The sequence below is a fragment of the Kurthia sp. FSL E2-0154 genome (genome assembly GCF_038003625.1).
Taxonomy (GTDB): domain Bacteria; phylum Bacillota; class Bacilli; order Bacillales_A; family Planococcaceae; genus Kurthia; species Kurthia gibsonii.
Window position 1 is genome coordinate 1,463,058 of record NZ_JBBOPO010000001.1, and the last position, 18,268, is coordinate 1,481,325.

General features: G+C 38.3%; 23 protein-coding genes and 1 other annotated feature. Of the genes, 1 reads left to right on the forward strand and 22 read right to left on the reverse strand.

Annotation, left to right across the window (positions count from 1 at the left end; translation table 11 throughout):
- Positions 1-32: 32 nt before the first annotated feature.
- The 8 genes from secDF to ruvA form a co-directional block, all read right to left on the reverse strand.
- Positions 33-2,318 carry a protein translocase subunit SecDF gene (secDF, locus tag MHB75_RS07205; RefSeq protein ID WP_340996790.1) on the reverse strand — a complete coding sequence of 762 codons (2,286 nt, stop codon included), beginning with the start codon at positions 2,316-2,318 and terminating at the stop codon, positions 33-35.
- Between the two features lie 169 nt (positions 2,319-2,487).
- On the reverse strand, positions 2,488-2,784 hold the full coding sequence (locus tag MHB75_RS07210) for a post-transcriptional regulator (RefSeq protein WP_141273617.1): 297 nt from the start codon (positions 2,782-2,784) through the stop codon (positions 2,488-2,490).
- A 16-nt stretch (positions 2,785-2,800) separates the two neighbouring features.
- The gene (locus MHB75_RS07215; protein WP_156422332.1) at positions 2,801-2,959 is read right to left on the reverse strand and encodes a hypothetical protein; all 159 of its coding nucleotides are present in this window, start codon (positions 2,957-2,959) and stop codon (positions 2,801-2,803) included.
- Positions 2,960-3,246: 287 nt separating this feature from the next.
- Entirely contained in the window at positions 3,247-3,525 is a 279-nt protein-coding gene (yajC, locus tag MHB75_RS07220; RefSeq protein ID WP_068452329.1) for a preprotein translocase subunit YajC, read from the reverse strand.
- Positions 3,526-3,564: 39 nt separating this feature from the next.
- Positions 3,565-4,710: a tRNA guanosine(34) transglycosylase Tgt gene (tgt, locus tag MHB75_RS07225; protein ID WP_141273615.1), complete on the reverse strand. Its 1,146-nt coding sequence runs from the start codon at positions 4,708-4,710 to the stop codon at positions 3,565-3,567.
- Between the two features lie 3 nt (positions 4,711-4,713).
- Positions 4,714-5,760: a tRNA preQ1(34) S-adenosylmethionine ribosyltransferase-isomerase QueA gene (queA, locus tag MHB75_RS07230; protein ID WP_068452317.1), complete on the reverse strand. Its 1,047-nt coding sequence runs from the start codon at positions 5,758-5,760 to the stop codon at positions 4,714-4,716.
- Positions 5,761-5,779: 19 nt separating this feature from the next.
- Positions 5,780-6,784: a Holliday junction branch migration DNA helicase RuvB gene (ruvB, locus tag MHB75_RS07235; RefSeq protein WP_340996794.1), complete on the reverse strand. Its 1,005-nt coding sequence runs from the start codon at positions 6,782-6,784 to the stop codon at positions 5,780-5,782.
- 13 nt (positions 6,785-6,797) lie between these two features.
- Positions 6,798-7,418 carry a Holliday junction branch migration protein RuvA gene (gene ruvA / locus MHB75_RS07240; protein ID WP_141273611.1) on the reverse strand — a complete coding sequence of 207 codons (621 nt, stop codon included), beginning with the start codon at positions 7,416-7,418 and terminating at the stop codon, positions 6,798-6,800.
- Between the two features lie 150 nt (positions 7,419-7,568).
- Here ruvA and MHB75_RS07245 point away from each other — a divergent pair, with 150 nt between their 5' ends.
- Positions 7,569-8,144, forward strand: coding sequence for a transcription repressor NadR (locus tag MHB75_RS07245; RefSeq protein ID WP_340996797.1), 576 nt, complete (start codon positions 7,569-7,571; stop codon positions 8,142-8,144).
- A gap of 39 nt (positions 8,145-8,183) precedes the next feature.
- Here the strand turns inward: MHB75_RS07245 and pheA are convergent, their stop codons facing one another.
- From pheA to MHB75_RS07315, 14 genes are all read right to left on the reverse strand, one after another.
- Positions 8,184-9,053, reverse strand: coding sequence for a prephenate dehydratase (gene pheA, locus MHB75_RS07250; protein ID WP_141273607.1), 870 nt, complete (start codon positions 9,051-9,053; stop codon positions 8,184-8,186).
- A 15-nt stretch (positions 9,054-9,068) separates the two neighbouring features.
- Entirely contained in the window at positions 9,069-9,524 is a 456-nt protein-coding gene (locus MHB75_RS07255) for an ACT domain-containing protein (RefSeq protein WP_068452300.1), read from the reverse strand.
- Between the two features lie 20 nt (positions 9,525-9,544).
- Positions 9,545-10,834 carry a GTPase ObgE gene (gene obgE, locus MHB75_RS07260; protein WP_141273605.1) on the reverse strand — a complete coding sequence of 430 codons (1,290 nt, stop codon included), beginning with the start codon at positions 10,832-10,834 and terminating at the stop codon, positions 9,545-9,547.
- 3 nt (positions 10,835-10,837) lie between these two features.
- Entirely contained in the window at positions 10,838-11,374 is a 537-nt protein-coding gene (locus MHB75_RS07265) for a Spo0B domain-containing protein (protein WP_170214725.1), read from the reverse strand.
- 160 nt (positions 11,375-11,534) lie between these two features.
- Positions 11,535-11,828 carry a 50S ribosomal protein L27 gene (gene rpmA / locus MHB75_RS07270; RefSeq protein ID WP_068452291.1) on the reverse strand — a complete coding sequence of 98 codons (294 nt, stop codon included), beginning with the start codon at positions 11,826-11,828 and terminating at the stop codon, positions 11,535-11,537.
- 13 nt (positions 11,829-11,841) lie between these two features.
- The gene (locus MHB75_RS07275) at positions 11,842-12,183 is read right to left on the reverse strand and encodes a ribosomal-processing cysteine protease Prp (protein WP_141273601.1); all 342 of its coding nucleotides are present in this window, start codon (positions 12,181-12,183) and stop codon (positions 11,842-11,844) included.
- A gap of 22 nt (positions 12,184-12,205) precedes the next feature.
- A complete protein-coding gene (gene rplU, locus MHB75_RS07280; RefSeq protein WP_141273599.1) occupies positions 12,206-12,514 on the reverse strand; it encodes a 50S ribosomal protein L21 in 309 nt (102 codons plus the stop codon).
- Positions 12,515-12,527: 13 nt separating this feature from the next.
- Positions 12,528-12,600: a sequence feature (ribosomal protein L21 leader region), on the reverse strand.
- Positions 12,601-12,758: 158 nt separating this feature from the next.
- On the reverse strand, positions 12,759-13,556 hold the full coding sequence (gene minD / locus MHB75_RS07285) for a septum site-determining protein MinD (RefSeq protein ID WP_068452281.1): 798 nt from the start codon (positions 13,554-13,556) through the stop codon (positions 12,759-12,761).
- A 1-nt stretch (position 13,557) separates the two neighbouring features.
- On the reverse strand, positions 13,558-14,229 hold the full coding sequence (locus MHB75_RS07290; RefSeq protein WP_141274223.1) for a septum site-determining protein MinC: 672 nt from the start codon (positions 14,227-14,229) through the stop codon (positions 13,558-13,560).
- An 18-nt stretch (positions 14,230-14,247) separates the two neighbouring features.
- The gene (gene mreD / locus MHB75_RS07295) at positions 14,248-14,775 is read right to left on the reverse strand and encodes a rod shape-determining protein MreD (protein ID WP_068452275.1); all 528 of its coding nucleotides are present in this window, start codon (positions 14,773-14,775) and stop codon (positions 14,248-14,250) included.
- A complete protein-coding gene (gene mreC / locus MHB75_RS07300) occupies positions 14,775-15,677 on the reverse strand; it encodes a rod shape-determining protein MreC (protein ID WP_141274222.1) in 903 nt (300 codons plus the stop codon). The genes mreD and mreC overlap by 1 nt, the downstream gene beginning before the upstream one ends.
- 16 nt (positions 15,678-15,693) lie before the next feature.
- On the reverse strand, positions 15,694-16,713 hold the full coding sequence (locus MHB75_RS07305; protein WP_068452268.1) for a rod shape-determining protein: 1,020 nt from the start codon (positions 16,711-16,713) through the stop codon (positions 15,694-15,696).
- A gap of 93 nt (positions 16,714-16,806) precedes the next feature.
- On the reverse strand, positions 16,807-17,499 hold the full coding sequence (gene radC, locus MHB75_RS07310) for a RadC family protein (protein WP_141274221.1): 693 nt from the start codon (positions 17,497-17,499) through the stop codon (positions 16,807-16,809).
- Positions 17,496-18,065, reverse strand: a complete 570-nt coding sequence (locus tag MHB75_RS07315; protein WP_340996805.1) for a hypothetical protein — start codon at positions 18,063-18,065, stop codon at positions 17,496-17,498. Before MHB75_RS07315 ends, radC begins: the two co-directional genes overlap by 4 nt.
- Positions 18,066-18,268: the final 203 nt, after the last annotated feature.

Below are 18,268 nucleotides of genomic sequence, written 5' to 3' on the forward strand. Positions count from 1 at the left end.
TATTTTCATAAGCTAGTGCTTTAGTCTAAATATTATACTTGTGGTTCATCTGAACCCCATTGACGTTTTTTCTTCTCTACATTCACTTTACCGCCAAGCTTTTTCATTTGGCGTACTTTTAATACATACCAAATCTGTGCTGCGATGTAAATAGATGAATACATACCTGTTACTAAACCGATTAGTAACGCGATTGAGAAGTTTTCAATTGATGGTGCACCAAAGATTAATAATGATACAACAACAATGATGACTGTCATTACAGTATTAACCGAACGACCTAATGTTTGACGTAATGATTTATTGACAATATCAGCTAAATCATCTGGTGTTTTAATAACTTTTGCACGATGTAAGTTCTCTCGAATACGGTCAAACGTAACAATCGTATCATTAATTGAGTAACCAACAATCGTTAGAACCGCTGCGATAAAGGTCATATCGACTTCTAATCGGAACAGACTGAAGATCGCTACCATGAAGAATATGTCATGGATTAGTGAGGCAATCGCACCAATGCCCATGCGCCATTCGAAGCGAATTGCTACATAGATAATGATTCCGACTGCTGCAATGGCCAGTGCATACATCGCATTGCGTGCAATCTCTTTACTTACATCTGGTGATACAGAACTTACAGAAGCTTTATAACCAAATGCTTTGTCTGCGGCTGCGTTCATTTTTTGGACATCTTCTTTTGAGAAGTCTTTATCATAACGAACAGCTGCATATTCTGATTTGTCACCACTAATGACAATATTTTCAGATGGGAAGCCTGTTTTATCTAAGAATTTCTCTACTTCTTGTGTTGTTAATTTATGTTCAGATTGTAATTGAACACGCGCACCACTTGAGAAGTCGATTCCTAAATTTAGTTTAAAGATTCCAAGAACGATTAAACCAGCTAAAATAAGAACAGCTGAAATCGTGAAGAAACGCTTACGTGTGTGAACGAAGTCGAATCGGTCGAATTTCGTTTTTAAATCTAATGTATCAAAGCCTTCTTCAATGCCATGAATACTTGATTTTTTCACACCGAACCATGTTTTCTTATTATCTAAGTAACCACTGTTTACAAGTAAGCCAAGTAATACACGCGTACCCCAAACAGCTGTTAAGAAGCTGACTAAGATCGTAATGATTAATGTTGTTGCGAAACCTTTTACTGTACTTACGCCGAAGATGAATAATACGCCTGCTGCTAATAATGTTGTAATGTTCGCATCAAAGATTGCAGAGAATGAGTTTTTCGAACCTGCTTTAAACGCTTGTTTTACAGACTTACCAACACGAATTTCTTCTTTTAGACGCTCGTACATGAGGATATTCGCATCGACTGCCATACCTACCCCTAATACTAAAGCGGCGATACCTGGTAATGTTAATACTGCATTAATCATGTCTAAAATCCATAATGTGATGAATGTGAAGACACTTAATGTCACAATTGCGATAGCACCTGGTAAACGGTAAACAACTAACATGAAGACGAAGATAGCTAAAACACCAATGATACTAGCCAGTACGGTTGATTTTAAAGCATCTTGACCAAATTGCGCCCCTACTGATGTTGAATACACTTCTTTTAATTGAACAGGTAATGAACCTGCATTTAAAATACCTGCTAAATCCTTTGTTTCTTGTACAGTAAAGTTACCTGAAATTTGAACATCTGTTGTGTTCAGAGGTTTTTGTACAGACGCAGCTGAGATAAATTTAGGCTTTTGACCAGCAGCTTCTTTTTTGGCTTCTTTTTCGTACGTATCACCTTTTTGATAATCTAACCAGATGACCATTAAGTTTTGACCAGGTCCACGTTGTGAAAGGTCTGTTGTGATTTCGTTGAATTTTTTCGCATCTTTTAATTTTAATGATACGATTGGTTGATTCGTTTGAGAATCGAAGCCATCACTTGCTCCACCTTGTTTTAAATCGCGACCATCTAATAATAGTTTATTATTAACGTCGCGGAATGTTAGGTTCGCTTGTGTTGCTAATAATTCTCGTGCGGCATCTTGATCTTTAACACCAGCTAACTGCACACGAATGCGATTACCACTCTCAATTTGAATACTCGGCTCACTCACTCCAAGCACGTTGACACGTTCTTGAATGGCCGTTACAGTGGCTTGTAAATCTTTTTCTGTAATGGGCTTAGCACCTTTTAAAGGTTCTACTTGATAAAGAACTTCAAATCCACCTTGTAAATCAAGACCTAGATTAATGTTCTTTACGATGCCTTCTGTTGTCGCTCCCATTGTTGCAAATAATGCAATGACAACAATGAAGAAAGCAACAATTCGACTTCTCAATTTCATGTATAAATCCTCCCTGAACATTTAACACATCGCTTGTTCTTAAATGCAGTAATATAATACCAATATATTATTACTATAATGGAATAACGTCAATTTGTCACCGTTATTCGTAACAGGTCTATTATGAAACAGTGCTTTCCTGCTGTCAAACCTTCTCAGTAAATTTTTTCTAACTTTCGAGTAATGCGGCAATTTCTTCTTCTTCTAATTCAGCAAATGGTGTCATTTTATATGATGTTTGCTCAATATATGTACAATATTGCTGTTTTGTTAAAGCTAGTAAATCACTGACCATCTGGTGAATATGCATTTCTTCCTCTGATTCCACATCACACCATTTTTGATGAACAAAATAGTGCCATATAGCAGATGGATTCGGTTGCTCCAAACCTTGAGCCTGTAAATCTTCACACTTCATATTTAAAACCGTTTGCAACTGCTGAAACAATGATTCGAATGGCATCATGTAAAATGCGCCTCCTCTACATTAGAAATACACGGACTGTCCAAATAAGCATCGCCACGATTAATATGGTCATAATCACATAACCTAAAAAGCGTAAACGTTTTTCAGACTTTGAAACTTTTGCATAGGTTTGGCTATCCGCCATCTTTCGTGGTCTTTCATCTTTTGTAGGCATAAAACATTCGCTCCTTCAAACATGAGTTGATTCTATTATTTCACATTTTTCAGATAAAAGCGATTCATGACCTATCTATTATAACCTTTATACCATCTTTATTATATTACACCTTTAATTCCAATTTATTCAAACAAAAAAACAGTCTGGGACAAAATACTTCACTTTTCGTTTTAACGTTCGCAACGAAAAACTGGAACCGCGCCACAGCGCGATTCCAGTTTTTCTTATGCTCATATGGGATAGTGTTTTTACACTTATGTCCCAGTGTGTCTTTTATACACTGATTATTCAGCTGCGTCGTCTTCTACAACACGACCAATTGCTGCACGCTCAAAACGCATTTTTGTACCGTCTTCTAATACAACTACTGCTGTTTTATCGTCAATTGCATCAATCGTTGCATGTAGTCCCCCGATTGTAATAATCTTGTTCCCACGTGATAAAGCTGCTTGCATTTCTGCTGTTTTTTTACGCTGCTTTGACGCTGGACGGATTAACATGAAGTACATTAACGCAATGATAATGATCAATGGTAAGAAATTACCTAAAGCTCCAAAATCCATTCTTCTATTCCCCCTTTCTCATTCATTATTATACAAGAATCAGAAATTTTTTGCATTCGGTTTATTAAATCCGTATTGCTCAAAGAATTCTTCGCGGAAGTCGCCTAAACGGTCTTCACGAATCGCTTGGCGTACTTGACGCATTAAGTTTTGCAAGAAGTGCAAGTTATGTGTCGAAGTTAAACGGATACCGAATGTTTCATCTGCCTTAATTAAGTGACGAATATATGCCTTCGTATAGTTTTTACATGTGTAGCAATCGCACTCCGGATCAAGCGGTGTAAAGTCTTTTGCATATTTTGCATTTTTCACGACAACACGACCTTGGCTTGTCATGCACGTACCGTTACGTGCAATACGTGTTGGTAATACACAGTCAAACATATCGATACCACGAATCGCACCATCGATTAATGAGTCTGGTGAGCCAACACCCATTAAATAACGTGGCTTATGCGAAGGTAGTAATGGCGTAGTATATTCTAACATGCGGTTCATAATTGGTTTTGGTTCGCCAACTGATAAACCACCAATTGCATACCCTGGGAAGTCCATAGAGACTAAATCTTTTGCAGATTGTTTACGTAGTTCTTCGAATTCTCCACCTTGTACAATACCGAATAGTCCTTGATCTTGCGGACGTTCATGTGCTTCTAAACAACGTTCTGCCCAACGAGAAGTACGTTCAACAGAAGCTTTCATGTATTCGTATGTTGCTGGGAATGGAGGACATTCATCAAAAGCCATCATAATATCTGAGCCAAGTGCATTTTGAATCTCCATTGCTTTTTCTGGACTAAGGAACATTTTGCTACCATTTAAGTGATTGCGGAAATGTACCCCTTCTTCTGTGATTTTGCGCATATCGCTTAATGAGAATACTTGGAAACCACCTGAGTCCGTTAAAATTGCACGGTCCCAGTTCATAAATTTGTGAAGTCCGCCTGCTTCCTTAATAATCTCATGCCCTGGGCGTAGCCACAAATGATAAGTGTTACTTAAAATAATTCCTGCGCCCATTTCTTTAATTTCTTCTGGTGCCATCGTTTTTACCGTTGCTTGTGTACCTACTGGCATGAAAGCTGGCGTTTCAAATGAACCATGTGGTGTATGCACAATCCCTAGACGTGCTCCCGTTTGTTTACATGTTTTAATCAGTTCGTAGCGAATTGGTTGTTCTGACATAAATTAATTTCCTTTCTTTTGTGGACGAATGAACATCGCATCACCAAAGCTGAAGAATCGGTATTTATTTTCAACAGCGATTTTATAAGCATTCAGTACGTTTTCACGACCTGCCAATGCACTAATCATCATTACTAATGATGATTTTGGTAAGTGGAAGTTTGTAACCATTCCGTCGATTGCTTTATATTCAAAACCAGGGTAGATAAAGATTTTTGACCAACCTGACTCTGCAATAATTTGACCATTATTATTTTGTGCGACTGTTTCAAGTGTACGTGTAGATGTTGTACCTACTGCGATGACACGTCCACCGTTCGCTTTTGTATCATTGATGATTTGAGCTGTTTCAGCTGGTAAGTTATAAAACTCTGCATGCATATCATGTTCTTCAATTGTTTCAACACTTACCGGGCGGAATGTACCAATCCCTACATGTAAAGTTACAAAAGCAACTTGTACACCTTTTGCACGAATAGCATCTAAAATTTCATCTGTAAAATGCAGACCGGCTGTCGGCGCTGCTGCTGAACCTAGTTCTTTTGAATAAACAGTTTGATAGCGCTCTTGGTTATCTAACTTCTCATGAATATAAGGCGGTAGAGGCATTGTACCTAACTTTTCTAAAATTTCGATGAAGATCCCTTCATAATTAAATTTAAAAAGTCGACCTCCATGCTCTAACTCACCTGTACATTCAGCTGTTAATAGTCCATCACCAAATGTGACAACTGTTCCCACTTTAATACGCTTAGCAGGTTTCACTAATGTTTCCCATTCGTCATCAGCTGTTTGCTTAATGAGTAGCACTTCAATATGTGCACCTGTCTCTTTCTTTTCACCGATTAAACGAGCAGGTAATACGCGCGTATCATTTAAAATCAAGCAGTCTCCTGCTTCTAATTCTTCAACAATATGTGGGAAGTGATGATGCTCTACTTCACCTGTTTCTTTATCTAATACCATCAATCGACTTGCAGCACGATTTTCAAGTGGTACTTGCGCAATTAATTCTTCTGGTAATACGTAATCAAAATCTTCTAGTTTCATCGTTACTTCCTTCTTTTCATTAAGTTTCTGCTGGATACGCGTATCCGAAATGTGTATAAGCAAGTGCTGTGGCCATACGACCTCTTGGTGTTCGTTGAATGAACCCGATTTGCATTAAATAAGGTTCATACATTTCTTCAATCGTCATCGATTCTTCACCAATACTTGCAGAGATCGTATCTAAGCCTACAGGACCTCCTCTAAAGCGTTCAATCATTCCCTCGATTAATTTGCGGTCAATATGATCTAAACCGAGTGGATCGACTTGTAGAAGCTCTAAAGCGGTCTGACAGAGTGATACCGTAATCTCTCCGTCTCCTAAAACTTGTGCATAATCACGCACACGCTTTAATAGGCGGTTCGCAATACGTGGTGTTCCTCTCGAGCGTCTTGCTAGTTCATTCGCTGCTTGGTCATGAACTGCAACACCAAATAAGTCCGCACTTCTTTTTACAATTTCGGCAAGTGAGGGTTCATCATAATAGTCCAATCTTAATAATACACCAAAACGATCGCGAAGTGGTGCAGATAATGCGCCTGAACGTGTTGTTGCACCAACTAATGTAAATGGTGGTAAATCAAGGCGGATAGAGCGTGCTGCCGGACCTTTACCAACTACGATATCGAGGCAAAAATCTTCCATTGCTGGATAGAGCACTTCTTCAATCGCACGCGGTAGGCGGTGAATCTCATCAATGAATAACACGTCTCCCGGTTCTAATGAACTTAAAATAGCTGCAAGATCTCCTGGTCGTTCAATTGCCGGCCCACTTGTCATACGAATATTAACACCCATCTCATGTGCAATAACTGCCGCAAGCGTCGTTTTCCCGAGTCCAGGAGGTCCAAATAATAGTGCGTGGTCGAGCGATTCTTCACGCATTTTTGCCGCTTCAATAAAGATGCGTAAATTCTCTTTTACTTTTTGTTGTCCAATATAACTATCAAGCGTTTGAGGTCTTAATGAAAGTTCTAATTGTTCATCTAATTCTGTAGACTCACCTGACACAATCCGTTCCTCCATCAATCTGCACCTCCTATTTTTGTTTTAATAATATTTTGAGCGCTTCCTTCATGTAAGCTTCTGTCGTATGTAATTGCTCATTTTCATCTAGTTGTGGCTTCACTTTTGCAAGTTCACGCTCTGAGTAACCAAGTGCTGTTAAAGCAAGCATCGCTTCCTCAAGTTCATGTTTATTCGGATTCACACCGAATAACGGTAATTCGTCCTCTGCACTCGGTAAGTCTACATGTTCAAGTAATGCATCTAACTTCCCTTTTAAGTCAAGAATCATTTGACGTGCTGTCTTCTTACCGACACCTGGGAACTTAATTAAGAAAGCTTCATCTTCTTGTTCAATCGCCGTGATTACTTGTGATGGATGTCCACTTGCAAGAATCGCAAGCGCTCCTTTTGGTCCAATCCCTGATACTTGAATCAGCTTACGAAATAGCTCACGTTGTTCAAGTGACGTGAAGGCAAATAGTTGCTGTGCATCTTCTCTTACACTTAGATGTGTAAATACTTGAATTTCCTCATTTGATACATGAAAAGCATAAGGGTTTGGTGTATTCAATTGCCAGCCTACACCTGTCACCTCCACTACAATGTATTCGGGTGTCACACGCGTAACAGGTCCCTTTATATAATCATACATACACGAATTCTCCTTTTCATAGCCTTTTGCATTATAGCATAATCCGTCGTGCGCTAAAAACAAACACACATTCCCATAGTAGCTATCATACCACAATTCACGAATGCTTTCGAACGATTATAAGGTGATTCATTTTTAAAAATATATGATATGATTAACAGCGTAAAAGCATTCAATCGAGGTGTTAATCATATGAAAAAATTATTAGGTGAAGAACGTCGTGAGGCCATTATTACGATTCTGAAAAATGAACAACGCCCTGTCACAGGGACAGCACTTGCGAAACGAACAAATGTGTCGCGTCAAGTGATTGTGAATGACATGGCGCTCTTAAAAGCAAAAAACGAGCCAATCATGGCGACAAGTCAAGGTTACGTCTATTTATCTGAACATCCAAATCATCGCGTGTTTGAACGCGAGATTGCGAGCTTCCATACACCAGAACAAGCAGAAGATGAACTAAATACACTTGTTGATGCAGGGGTAACAGTCAAAAACGTAACGGTAGAACATCCCGTATACGGTGAAATTACAGCGTCCATCATGGTATCAAGTCGTTATGATGTACAACAATTTATTGAAAAAGTAACCGCAACTGAAGCAAGCTTACTCATGAATTTAACAGAAGGTGTTCATCTACACGTAATTTCATCCGATGACGAAAAAAAACTGGATGCAGCAATTGAACAATTACGTTTAAAGGGTTATCTATTACCTGAAGCATAATAAAAAACGAGGCGAGTGTTTCCACTCTAACCTCGTTTTTTATTTTTGCTGATACGTATAGTAACTACCTAATGACTTAACCGAACAGCCAAGCGCTCTCAATTCTTCCATCGCACCCATCATTAAAGGTGCATGCTCGTCTTCTAGTAAGTCAACGATGAAGAAATAATCACCAAGTCCTGTTTTTAACGGACGCGATTCAATCTTACTTAAATTGATTTGACGCCATGCAAACACAGATAACACTTGATGCAATGCGCCTGAACGATCATTTGGTAACTTGATCATCAACGTTGTTTTAATCGGTCCCTGATCCGCTTCTCGCTCAATACGGTCATTACGCTTCGATAATACAAAGAAACGCGTATGATTAAAATGGAAATCATGAATATTCTGTTCTACAATCGCCAAATCATACTGTTTCGCCGCTGCAATATTCGCAATTGCTGCGATATTATTCTCTGGATGTTCTGACACATATTGTGCCGCTGCTGCTGTTGAAGTCGTTTGACTTAGTGGTACAGAACGATAATGGTAATGCAAAAATTTATGACACTGCGCAAGGGCATGTGGATGCGAATACACGCGTTCCATCTCACTATAATGCGCTGCATGGTCTTTATGTACCATTAAATGCTGCTCAATCGGCGACAATACCTCTGCCGCAATATACAAATCTGCCTCATGGAATAAATAATCAATCGTCAGTGGTACTGTCCCCTCTAAAGCGTTCTCTACGGGTACTACTGCACGATCGACTTGTCCTGAATCAACTGCTTCAATACATTCTGGAATTGTCTTAAAAGGGATTGTCCAATCGTTTGGAAACAATTCTTTTGTCGCCAATTCCGTAAATGTACCTTCTGGGCCTAGATAAGCCACGCGATTCTCCCACTCTTTTGATTCCAACACAAAAGCCCCCTCTTATAACGCGCCTGAACTAATCACTTCTGCTGATTCAACAAAATCAAGTTTTTTCAGACTTTGTAATAAGTCGTCTAAATCAACATCCATTGCAGTCACGTCTAAGGACAATGTTACATTGGCTCTACCTTGAATCGGAATTGTTTGATGAATCGTCAATACATTACAATGTGTATCGGTAACTGTAGAAAGAAGTCTAGCTAATGTACCTTTACGATCCTCTAATTGCAAGAACACTGTTAAGATGCGTTCTTGAACAATTGAGTGAAAGGGGAAAACAGCATCTCGATACTTATAAAAAGCACTCCTAGATAAATCAACCTGTTTCACAGCATCCCAGATAGATGAGACGCTTCCTGATTGTAGCAAATGTTTAGCTTGCAACGTTTTGTGCATCGCATCTGTTAAAACATCTTCACGAACTAAATAATATCTTTGATCCGCTACATTTTTCATCTTTTTCCCCCCTGAATCGTTTATTCTACAAATTCAAATTCAAATTTTAAGATACGAACGGTATCGCCATTTTCAGCACCTTGTTGACGAAGCTCATCATCGACACCCATACCACGCATTTGGCGTGCAAAGCGACGAATTGATTCTTCACGACTAAAGTCTGTCATTTTGAATAGACGTTCGATTGTGTCACCACTTAATACAAAAGCACCGTCATCGTCACGTGTTACAACGAAATCTGGTCCTTTAATTTCATGTTTGTAAAGTACTGTAGCATCTGTTTCTTCCTCTTCATCATCGTGTAGTAGGAACTCAGGTGTTACTTCTAGTAATTCATACACTGCATAAAGTAGTTCTTGTAAACCTTGACGTGAAACAGCTGAGATTGGGAAGATTTGAATATCTTCTCCTACTTTCTTTCTGAACTCAGCTAAATTTTCTTCTGCATCTGGCATGTCCATTTTGTTGGCTACAACAATTTGTGGACGTTCAGTTAAGCGTAAATTATATTGCTCTAACTCGCGATTAATCGTTAGGTAATCTTCGTATGGGTCACGACCTTCCATGGCTGACATATCAACTACGTGTACAATAACACGGGTACGTTCGATATGACGTAAGAATTGGTGTCCTAAGCCCACACCTTCAGAAGCGCCTTCAATTAATCCTGGTAGGTCAGCCATTGCAAATGATTTGCCATCCCCGACTTGAACCATTCCTAAGTTCGGTACAATCGTTGTGAAATGATATGCACCGATTTTTGGTTTTGCTGAAGATACGACTGATAGTAGAGTAGATTTACCTACACTTGGGAAACCGACTAAACCGACATCAGCTAATACCTTTAACTCTAATATAACATTAAGTTCCTGCCCTGGCTCTCCTTTTTCAGAAAGTTCTGGCGCAGGATTTGCAGGTGTTGCAAAACGTGAGTTACCACGTCCGCCGCGTCCACCGCGTGCAATAATCGCTTCTTGTCCATGCTCTACCAAATCCGCAATAACGCGACCTGTTTCTTCTTCTGTTACAACTGTACCTGGTGGCACGCTAACAACCATTGGTTTTGCACCGCGACCATGTGCGTTCTTACTCATACCGTTCTCACCTGGTTCAGCTTTGAAGTGACGTTTGAATCGGAAATCCATTAACGTACGAAGTCCTTCATCTACTTTGAAGATAACGGCACCCCCGTTACCACCATCGCCACCTGCTGGTCCACCATTTGGAACAAATTTTTCTCGACGGAACGCGACCATACCATCGCCACCGTCGCCACCTTTAACATAAATCTTTACGTGATCGACAAACATTATTTACTTTCCCTCCTTACTTCCTATGACACGATAACGCCACACTGTATCTGAATACTCCTCATGGATTACACTTAAATCTTCTGATTGAATCGGGATTGAAAAATCGCTTTTTTCAAAATGTCCCTTCATCTCGACTGCAACCTCCACTTTTTGTTTCGTAGACATCACATAGATATGACAATTTTGTTCAACAAACGGGTCGATTGTTTCATGTACAGACTGTAGCGAGCTCTCTAAATAATTACGCAGAGGAACGTCCCACTCTGCTGGAGCGCTATCGGAAATATCGCTCTCCATTGTAATCGTTATAGAAGGAAAACGCCACTGACATGTCTGAAGCCATTCGATTAAATGCGCACATTTCAGTCCATTTATAATTGAAAATCGTTGATATTTTGTTGAGAGTTGGTCAACAAGTTGATTGGCTTCTTCGACATGGTCTAGAGCCAGATTCATTTTGATTAATTGTAATTGATTTAAAAAATCATGTTGAATGTGCCGAAGCACTTCATTTACGGATAGTGGCTGATCTATCACAAGTAAACACTCCTTTAGCGAGATGTTCTTGTTGTTAGTATAACAATTTTTTATGAAAATTTCTCTATTGAGCGAAAAAAATTCGGTATTTGCACCTGAAGCAAACACCGTTTTTTCACCACAAAAAAGGACTGCATTACTGCAGTCCTTAACTTTTAAATTAAGCTTCTTGTGCTACAGGATACACGCTAACTTTCTTCTTATCGCGACCGTAACGTTCGAATTTAACAATGCCGTCTACTTTAGCGAATAAAGTATCATCGCCACCACGACCAACGTTTTCACCTGGGTAAATTTTTGTACCGCGTTGACGGTATAAAATTGAACCAGCAGAAGCGAATTGACCGTCAGCACGTTTAGCGCCTAAACGTTTTGACTCTGAATCACGACCGTTTTTTGTAGAACCTACACCTTTTTTAGATGCGAAGAACTGTAAGTCTAATTTCAATAACATAATGTTCCACCTCCTACAGCATTTTATATTTTAATTCGATATAATCTCCATAACTAGCAACCATCGTATAAAACTGGGTTACCATTGTTTGAAGAATTGTTTGCAGTTTTGCGTCTTGTTCAGGACTTAAATCGGCAGGATCCACAACGACTGATAAATAGCCGCCTTCTTCACCTTGCTCGATTCCTGGCGTAATTTGAAGTAGTTGTCCAATCGCATTTGCACTACCAAAGGCAATAGCAGATGCGCCTGCACAAACTAAATCATGACCAGGTTCACCTGAATAGGCATGTCCTGAAATTTCAAAGCCATATGATTCTCGATTTTCATTACTATGAATCTCTACTGTAATCATAACTTTTTCACCTCACTAATAATTAAGCGTTGATAGCTTCAACTACTAGTTTAGTGTAAGGTTGTCTATGACCTTGCTTACGACGGTAGTTCTTTTTAGCTTTAAGTTTGAAAACAGTAATTTTCTTTTGACGACCTTGTTTTTCAACTTTAGCTGTAACTGTTGCACCAGCTACGAATGGAGCTCCAACTTTAACGTCTTCACCACCAACGAAAAGAACCTTGTCAAAAGTCACCACTTCACCAGCTTCAGCGTTGATTTTTTCAACGTAGATTTCTTGGCCCGCTTCAACTTTGATTTGTTTACCACCTGTTTCGATAATTGCGTACATAACTGCACCTCCTCAATAGACTCAGACTCGCCTTCAAAGGTGATCTAAAAGATACTTGAACCTCGTCAGTGCGGTTGTAGCACGGGTGCTACATAACATATGAAATAATACCATACGGTTTTAAAGTCGTCAAGTTACTTTCGTATAATAACGTATATTCTTTTATTTACAACAACCAAAATATTTTTTATCGTATGAAAAAAGCGAATTTCTAAACCTAAAACGGTGAAATTCGCTCGCATCTTTATTTTGAAAATAAAGCTTTAAATTTAGTGAAGATTCCTTGTTTTTCTTTTTCTAGTGTCATTAATGGTACAGACTCCCCCATTACACGTCTCACGATATTACGATAAGCTTTCCCCACTTGTGTAGATGGTTCTAACACAATCGGTTCACCCTTATTCGAAGATGTAATAACACGATCATCATCTGGAATAATACCAATTAAATCGAGTGATAGATGCATTGTAATCTCATTAATATCAAGTGTTTCGCCGCGATCCATCAGGTGCGTACGAATACGATTAATAATTAATTTCGGTGGCTCGATATTTTCTTGCTCTAATAAACCAATAATGCGATCTGCATCTCGAACAGCTGAAATTTCTGGCGTTGTCACAACAATCGCTCGTTCAGCGCCCGCAATTGCATTGCGATAACCTTGTTCAATTCCTGCTGGGCAGTCAATTAAAACATAGTCAAATTGTTCTTTTAACTCATCGATTAAATCTTTCATTTGTTGCGGGTTAACCGCATTCTTATCCGCTGTTTGTGCAGCAGGTAATAAGTATAGTAATTCTTCAAATCGCTTATCTTTTACAAGTGCCTGATGAACTTTACATCGTCCTTCAATCACATCAACTAAATCGTAGATAATACGATTTTCTAACCCCAAAATAACATCTAGGTTACGTAGTCCGATGTCTGTATCGACTAAACAGACGGACTTGCCTTGTAGTGCCAATGCAGTCCCTAGATTGGCAGTGGTTGTTGTTTTACCAACTCCACCCTTACCGGAAGTAATTACAATAGCTTCTCCCACATTAGCTTCCTCCCTTAAACGTAGACAAATTCGGTCTAATAATACGCAGTTCTTGAAGCCTTTTAATGCCAATTGTCTCGTCATCAAGTAAATAAGCACATTCCATTTCTGGTGTTTCAGCCAACTCTTGCTTTTCATTCGTCATGATTTCAAGAACATGACCAATTGCTAAATGTGTAGCGGATAAAAATGACGCTCCAATAACTGCCTCACAGTTGCCATTTTTCCCTGCATGTGCTCTTCCTTTTAACTTCCCTAAGACATAAATACTTCCGCCTGCTGTAACTTGTGCATTTGGATTTACATCTCCAACAATGACAAGATCTCCTTCTGAACTGACAGTTTGACCAGAGCGTACAATCCCAATATATGTAGAAGACTGACTTTCCATTATACGCTGGTTCGATTCTTCAATCGTAATGACGTCACTTTTCACTTTCGATACGCGAACATTTAATGCTTCCTGTACTGCTTGAAGCAATTCATTCATTTGTTCATCTGTACAGTAACGGTTTCCGATTGCAATCTGGACCTCTACTTGTTCATCAAGACGATCTTCTGCAAGCTTTCCTTCCAATTCACGCAATAATTCCTCATAGCCACATTGGTCGTCTAATTTGAGGACAAAACCTTCTTTTGTCCCCTTTAGACTGATAAGTTGTTTCGTTGTCAAAAAAGCCACCTCACTCCATTAAATTATTGACTGATTTGCTTTTTCTAGAACCCTTGCTTCAAGTAAGTACTTAAACGTCCAACCAAGCATAATTAAAAATACAGAGTTGGCAATCATTGTCGGTACTAAACGATGATTTAAAAATTCTGTAAAAGAAATATCAGTATAACCTATGAGTAAGAAAAATTGATGCAACGCAATTTCCAGAAGTGCTACGAGCAGTAATGATAATGTTGTTGTGACAACTAGATGCTGATGTATATATTTTACTGTAGAACCAGCAATAAAACAAATGAACGGATAAAGGAAAGTGTACAAACCGATAATATCAATGTAAAAAATATCGTACACGAGTCCAAAAACAAGTCCGTAAATCATCGCGCGCTTCTTATCATAATAGATAGAGAGAAAAATTAAATAAAGAATGACAAAGCGAGGAACTAAATATTCTCGTTGACCATTAATATCAATCGGTGAAAAAAGTGAGAATTCTGTTTCTAAAAAGAATAGAATGACGGCGACAGCAGGAATTAAATACTTCGCCATTACTTGTCATTCCCTTCTGAAGAAAGGTTTTTATTCGTAGCATCACCGTCTGAGCCATCCACTTGGATTGCTTGACGTTTTGCAATAATTACATGATCAATCATTTGGAAATCAGCTGCTGGTTTAACATACGCTAATTTTGTTAGACCGAAATCATCCGTTGTCACTTTTGTTACTTCTCCAATTAAAATACCTTTAGGGAAAATACCCCCTAAACCAGAAGTTGTTACTTTATCACCTTTTTTAATTTTCAATTTTGAATCAATACGTTTTAGCATTAATTCGCCTCTTTTTGCATCATAACCTTCAATTAAACCACGCGCTTCTTTGCCTTTACTTGAGACAGTAGCCGATACGCGGTAATTTGTATTATTCGTTGATAATAATTCTACTTCTGATGTGTAAGGTGTTGTTTGAACAACCTTCCCAACTAAGCCCTCAGATGTTAAAACAGCCATGTTATTTTTCACGCCATTTGAAGATCCTTCATTTAAAATTAACTTCTCTTCCCATTGGTCAGGATTTCGCGCGATAACATTCGCTTGAATTGGATCATATACGCGAAGATCTGTTTTTTTATCTAATAACTTTTGAAGCTTTTTATTTTCAACTTCTAACTCATTTACTTCTGCTTGAAGTGTACCAAACTCTTCTAATCGTGATTTAAGACGCTTATTCTCATCATATGTGTTCAACAAGTCATCTACACTATTAATAAGCCCTGTAACATAACCAGCCGGCTTAGCAACAATATTTTGTCCTAAGCCGACTGTATCTTTAATAATTTGTTCAGGGAGTGATACCTTATCGCGATCGCTTAAGGTCCAACTGATCAATGCCACTAACAGAATGACTCCGATAAGAAGAAATATTAATCGTTTATTCGATAAGAATTGTGGCATTGCCGATTTCCCTCCCTTAAATTGTTTGCTGTTGTTTTAATGTATCGATTTGGTCTAATGACATACCTGTTCCAATCGCTACACAATCTAATGGATTTTCTGCAATAAATACAGGCATGTTTGTTTCATCACTAATTACTTTATCTAAGTTGCGAAGTAATGCTCCGCCACCTGTTAAAACAATACCGCGCTCCATAACATCAGCTGAAAGCTCTGGCGGTGTTTGTTCTAAAGTTTTCTTTACACCATCAATAATTGCTGAAATCGATTCACGTAATGAATCTGCAATTTCAATAGAAGAAATTTCGATTGTTTTTGGTAAACCTGTTACAAGATCACGTCCACGAATCTCCATTTTTTGCTCTTCATCCATTGAACTTGTCGCAGAACCAATCTCCATTTTAATTGTTTCAGCTGTACGCTCACCAATTGTTAAGTTATATGATTTACGGATATATGCAATAATCGCTTGGTCCATTGCATCACCTGCTACACGTACAGATTCACTGATTACGATACCACCAAGTGAGATTACTGCCACTTCTGTTGTACCGCCACCGATATCTACAACCATACTACCTGTAGGTTCTGATACTGGTAAATTTGCGCCGATTGCTGCTGCAAATGGTTCTTCAATTACGAACGCTTCACGAGCACCCGCTTGACGTGCTGCATCAATTACTGCACGCTTTTCTACTGACGTAATACCATATGGTACACATATAACAACGTTTGGTTTTTTGAATGAACTACCTACTACTTTTAAAGCATTTTGTAAGTAATGCTTAATCATTGTTGTTGTAATATCAAAATCTGCAATAACGCCATCTTTCATTGGACGAATTGCTACGATTGATCCTGGTGTACGACCAATCATATTTTTAGCCTCGTTACCTACTGCTACTGTTGTGTTTGTTTGCGTATTTTTCGCTACAACAGATGGTTCACGTAGTACGACACCCTTCCCTTTAATAAATACAAGTGTGTTTGCTGTGCCAAGGTCAATGCCGACATCTTTTCCACCTAATCCGAACACGTTAATTTCTTCCTTTCCTTAGCCGTTTATAATAACTAGCTGTCATAAAATCATACGTTTCATTATAACGGAAAAATATAAAAAGGAACAGTATCAGAAGAAACCTTTTCCTTTCATACTAATATACCGATAATCGCCGATGATAATATGATCTAGTAAATCAATTCCAATAATTCCTCCGGCTTCCGCTATTCTCTTCGTTACTTCTATATCTTCAGGGCTTGGAGTTGGATTTCCTGACGGATGATTATGCGCGCATATAATTGATGCTGCCGAGCGCTTTACCGCTTCACGAAAAATCTCTCTCGGATGAACAATGCTCGCATTTAAGCTACCGATAAAAATCGTCTGCTTATGTATGATTTCATTTTTCACATTGAGAAATAGAACGACAAAATGCTCTTGCATTAACTGTGCTAAATCAGACATTAGATAGTCTGCTGCATCATCTGGATGTTTCACAACCGTTCGCTCTAAACGATTCGGAAGATGACTTCTTCTTCCTAGTTCAAAAGCCGCCAATAAATACATCGCTTTAACGCGACCAATTCCATCGACTGCTTGCAGTTCTTCAATTGTGGCATGCTTCAAATTGAGTAATGTTTCAAACTGATTTAGTAATCGTGTTGCAATATCAAGAACAGATTCTTTTTTCGTTCCTGAGCCAATTAAAATCGCTAATAGCTCATGATTCGAAAGTTGTTCTGCACCAAACAAAACCAATCGTTCTCTCGGTCGTTCCTGTGTCGCTACTTGCTGGATACAATGATTGACTTTTTTCATCATGACATCACCTCATCAAGATGTTCCATTTCCGCCAACTTTCTCAGCATCATTTCAACCCTTTGGAATGGCAATTCAATTGCATGCGTGAAAATATATTCATTACCGTCTTTACAAGTTTGCCCTTCTCCTACCCTATTATAACTAACATCATCTAAAAAAGGTTCCTTAGTTTGAATATATTTTTGAAGGTTTTTTATTTGTGGTGGTAAAGAACGAACAGGTGTTTCGTAAACGTCAGTTAAAATATATTGACGATATTTAAGTAAAATCATCGTCGTTACTTTTGTTTTTGCAAAAGGATGTTTTTTTACATAAAATAACCATTGTTCATACGTAAGCTTTTCCTTTTCTACTTCAAAAAAGTGGTGATAGGCTAAACGATATACATCATAGATACCTGTTAGTAATTGGTATAAATAAAGATGCACTTCACTTACTTGTTGATGTTCATGTATATACTCATTAGGTAATTCAAATGTTTGATATGACATATATTCAAAATATTTTTGCCATATACTCTTTTCATAAGGGTTAGAACTTATAATATGGATTGGTGTGGGGTTCATATAATTCCTCCTTTTTCCATAAAGTATAGCGTATGGTTAAAAAGGACTCTTTGTACTATTCACTTTATTTACTAAAAACAACCCTTTATTTAACTCTTTTTTTATAAAAAACTTATTTTTCTTTTTAGATTTAAAATAAAGCGACTTTCAAAAAAGTACACCCTTGCATCATCTAGATTAATGAGGGGTGTACTTTTATAAAT

What these genes read in the sequence shown, in the direction of transcription:
- secDF (WP_340996790.1), bottom strand. Translation starts at nt 2,318, where the DNA reads ATGAAATTGAGAAGTCGAATTGTTGCTTTCTTCATTGTTGTCATTGCA.
- MHB75_RS07210 (WP_141273617.1), bottom strand. Translation starts at nt 2,784, where the DNA reads ATGATGCCATTCGAATCATTGTTTCAGCAGTTGCAAACGGTTTTAAAT.
- MHB75_RS07215 (WP_156422332.1), bottom strand. Translation starts at nt 2,959, where the DNA reads ATGCCTACAAAAGATGAAAGACCACGAAAGATGGCGGATAGCCAAACC.
- yajC (WP_068452329.1), bottom strand. Translation starts at nt 3,525, where the DNA reads ATGGATTTTGGAGCTTTAGGTAATTTCTTACCATTGATCATTATCATT.
- tgt (WP_141273615.1), bottom strand. Translation starts at nt 4,710, where the DNA reads ATGTCAGAACAACCAATTCGCTACGAACTGATTAAAACATGTAAACAA.
- queA (WP_068452317.1), bottom strand. Translation starts at nt 5,760, where the DNA reads ATGAAACTAGAAGATTTTGATTACGTATTACCAGAAGAATTAATTGCG.
- ruvB (WP_340996794.1), bottom strand. Translation starts at nt 6,784, where the DNA reads ATGGAGGAACGGATTGTGTCAGGTGAGTCTACAGAATTAGATGAACAA.
- ruvA (WP_141273611.1), bottom strand. Translation starts at nt 7,418, where the DNA reads ATGTATGATTATATAAAGGGACCTGTTACGCGTGTGACACCCGAATAC.
- MHB75_RS07245 (WP_340996797.1), top strand. Translation starts at nt 7,569, where the DNA reads ATGATTAACAGCGTAAAAGCATTCAATCGAGGTGTTAATCATATGAAA.
- MHB75_RS07255 (WP_068452300.1), bottom strand. Translation starts at nt 9,524, where the DNA reads ATGAAAAATGTAGCGGATCAAAGATATTATTTAGTTCGTGAAGATGTT.
- obgE (WP_141273605.1), bottom strand. Translation starts at nt 10,834, where the DNA reads ATGTTTGTCGATCACGTAAAGATTTATGTTAAAGGTGGCGACGGTGGC.
- rpmA (WP_068452291.1), bottom strand. Translation starts at nt 11,828, where the DNA reads ATGTTATTGAAATTAGACTTACAGTTCTTCGCATCTAAAAAAGGTGTA.
- MHB75_RS07275 (WP_141273601.1), bottom strand. Translation starts at nt 12,183, where the DNA reads ATGATTACAGTAGAGATTCATAGTAATGAAAATCGAGAATCATATGGC.
- rplU (WP_141273599.1), bottom strand. Translation starts at nt 12,514, where the DNA reads ATGTACGCAATTATCGAAACAGGTGGTAAACAAATCAAAGTTGAAGCG.
- mreD (WP_068452275.1), bottom strand. Translation starts at nt 14,775, where the DNA reads ATGGCGAAGTATTTAATTCCTGCTGTCGCCGTCATTCTATTCTTTTTA.
- mreC (WP_141274222.1), bottom strand. Translation starts at nt 15,677, where the DNA reads ATGCCACAATTCTTATCGAATAAACGATTAATATTTCTTCTTATCGGA.
- radC (WP_141274221.1), bottom strand. Translation starts at nt 17,499, where the DNA reads ATGATGAAAAAAGTCAATCATTGTATCCAGCAAGTAGCGACACAGGAA.
- MHB75_RS07315 (WP_340996805.1), bottom strand. Translation starts at nt 18,065, where the DNA reads ATGAACCCCACACCAATCCATATTATAAGTTCTAACCCTTATGAAAAG.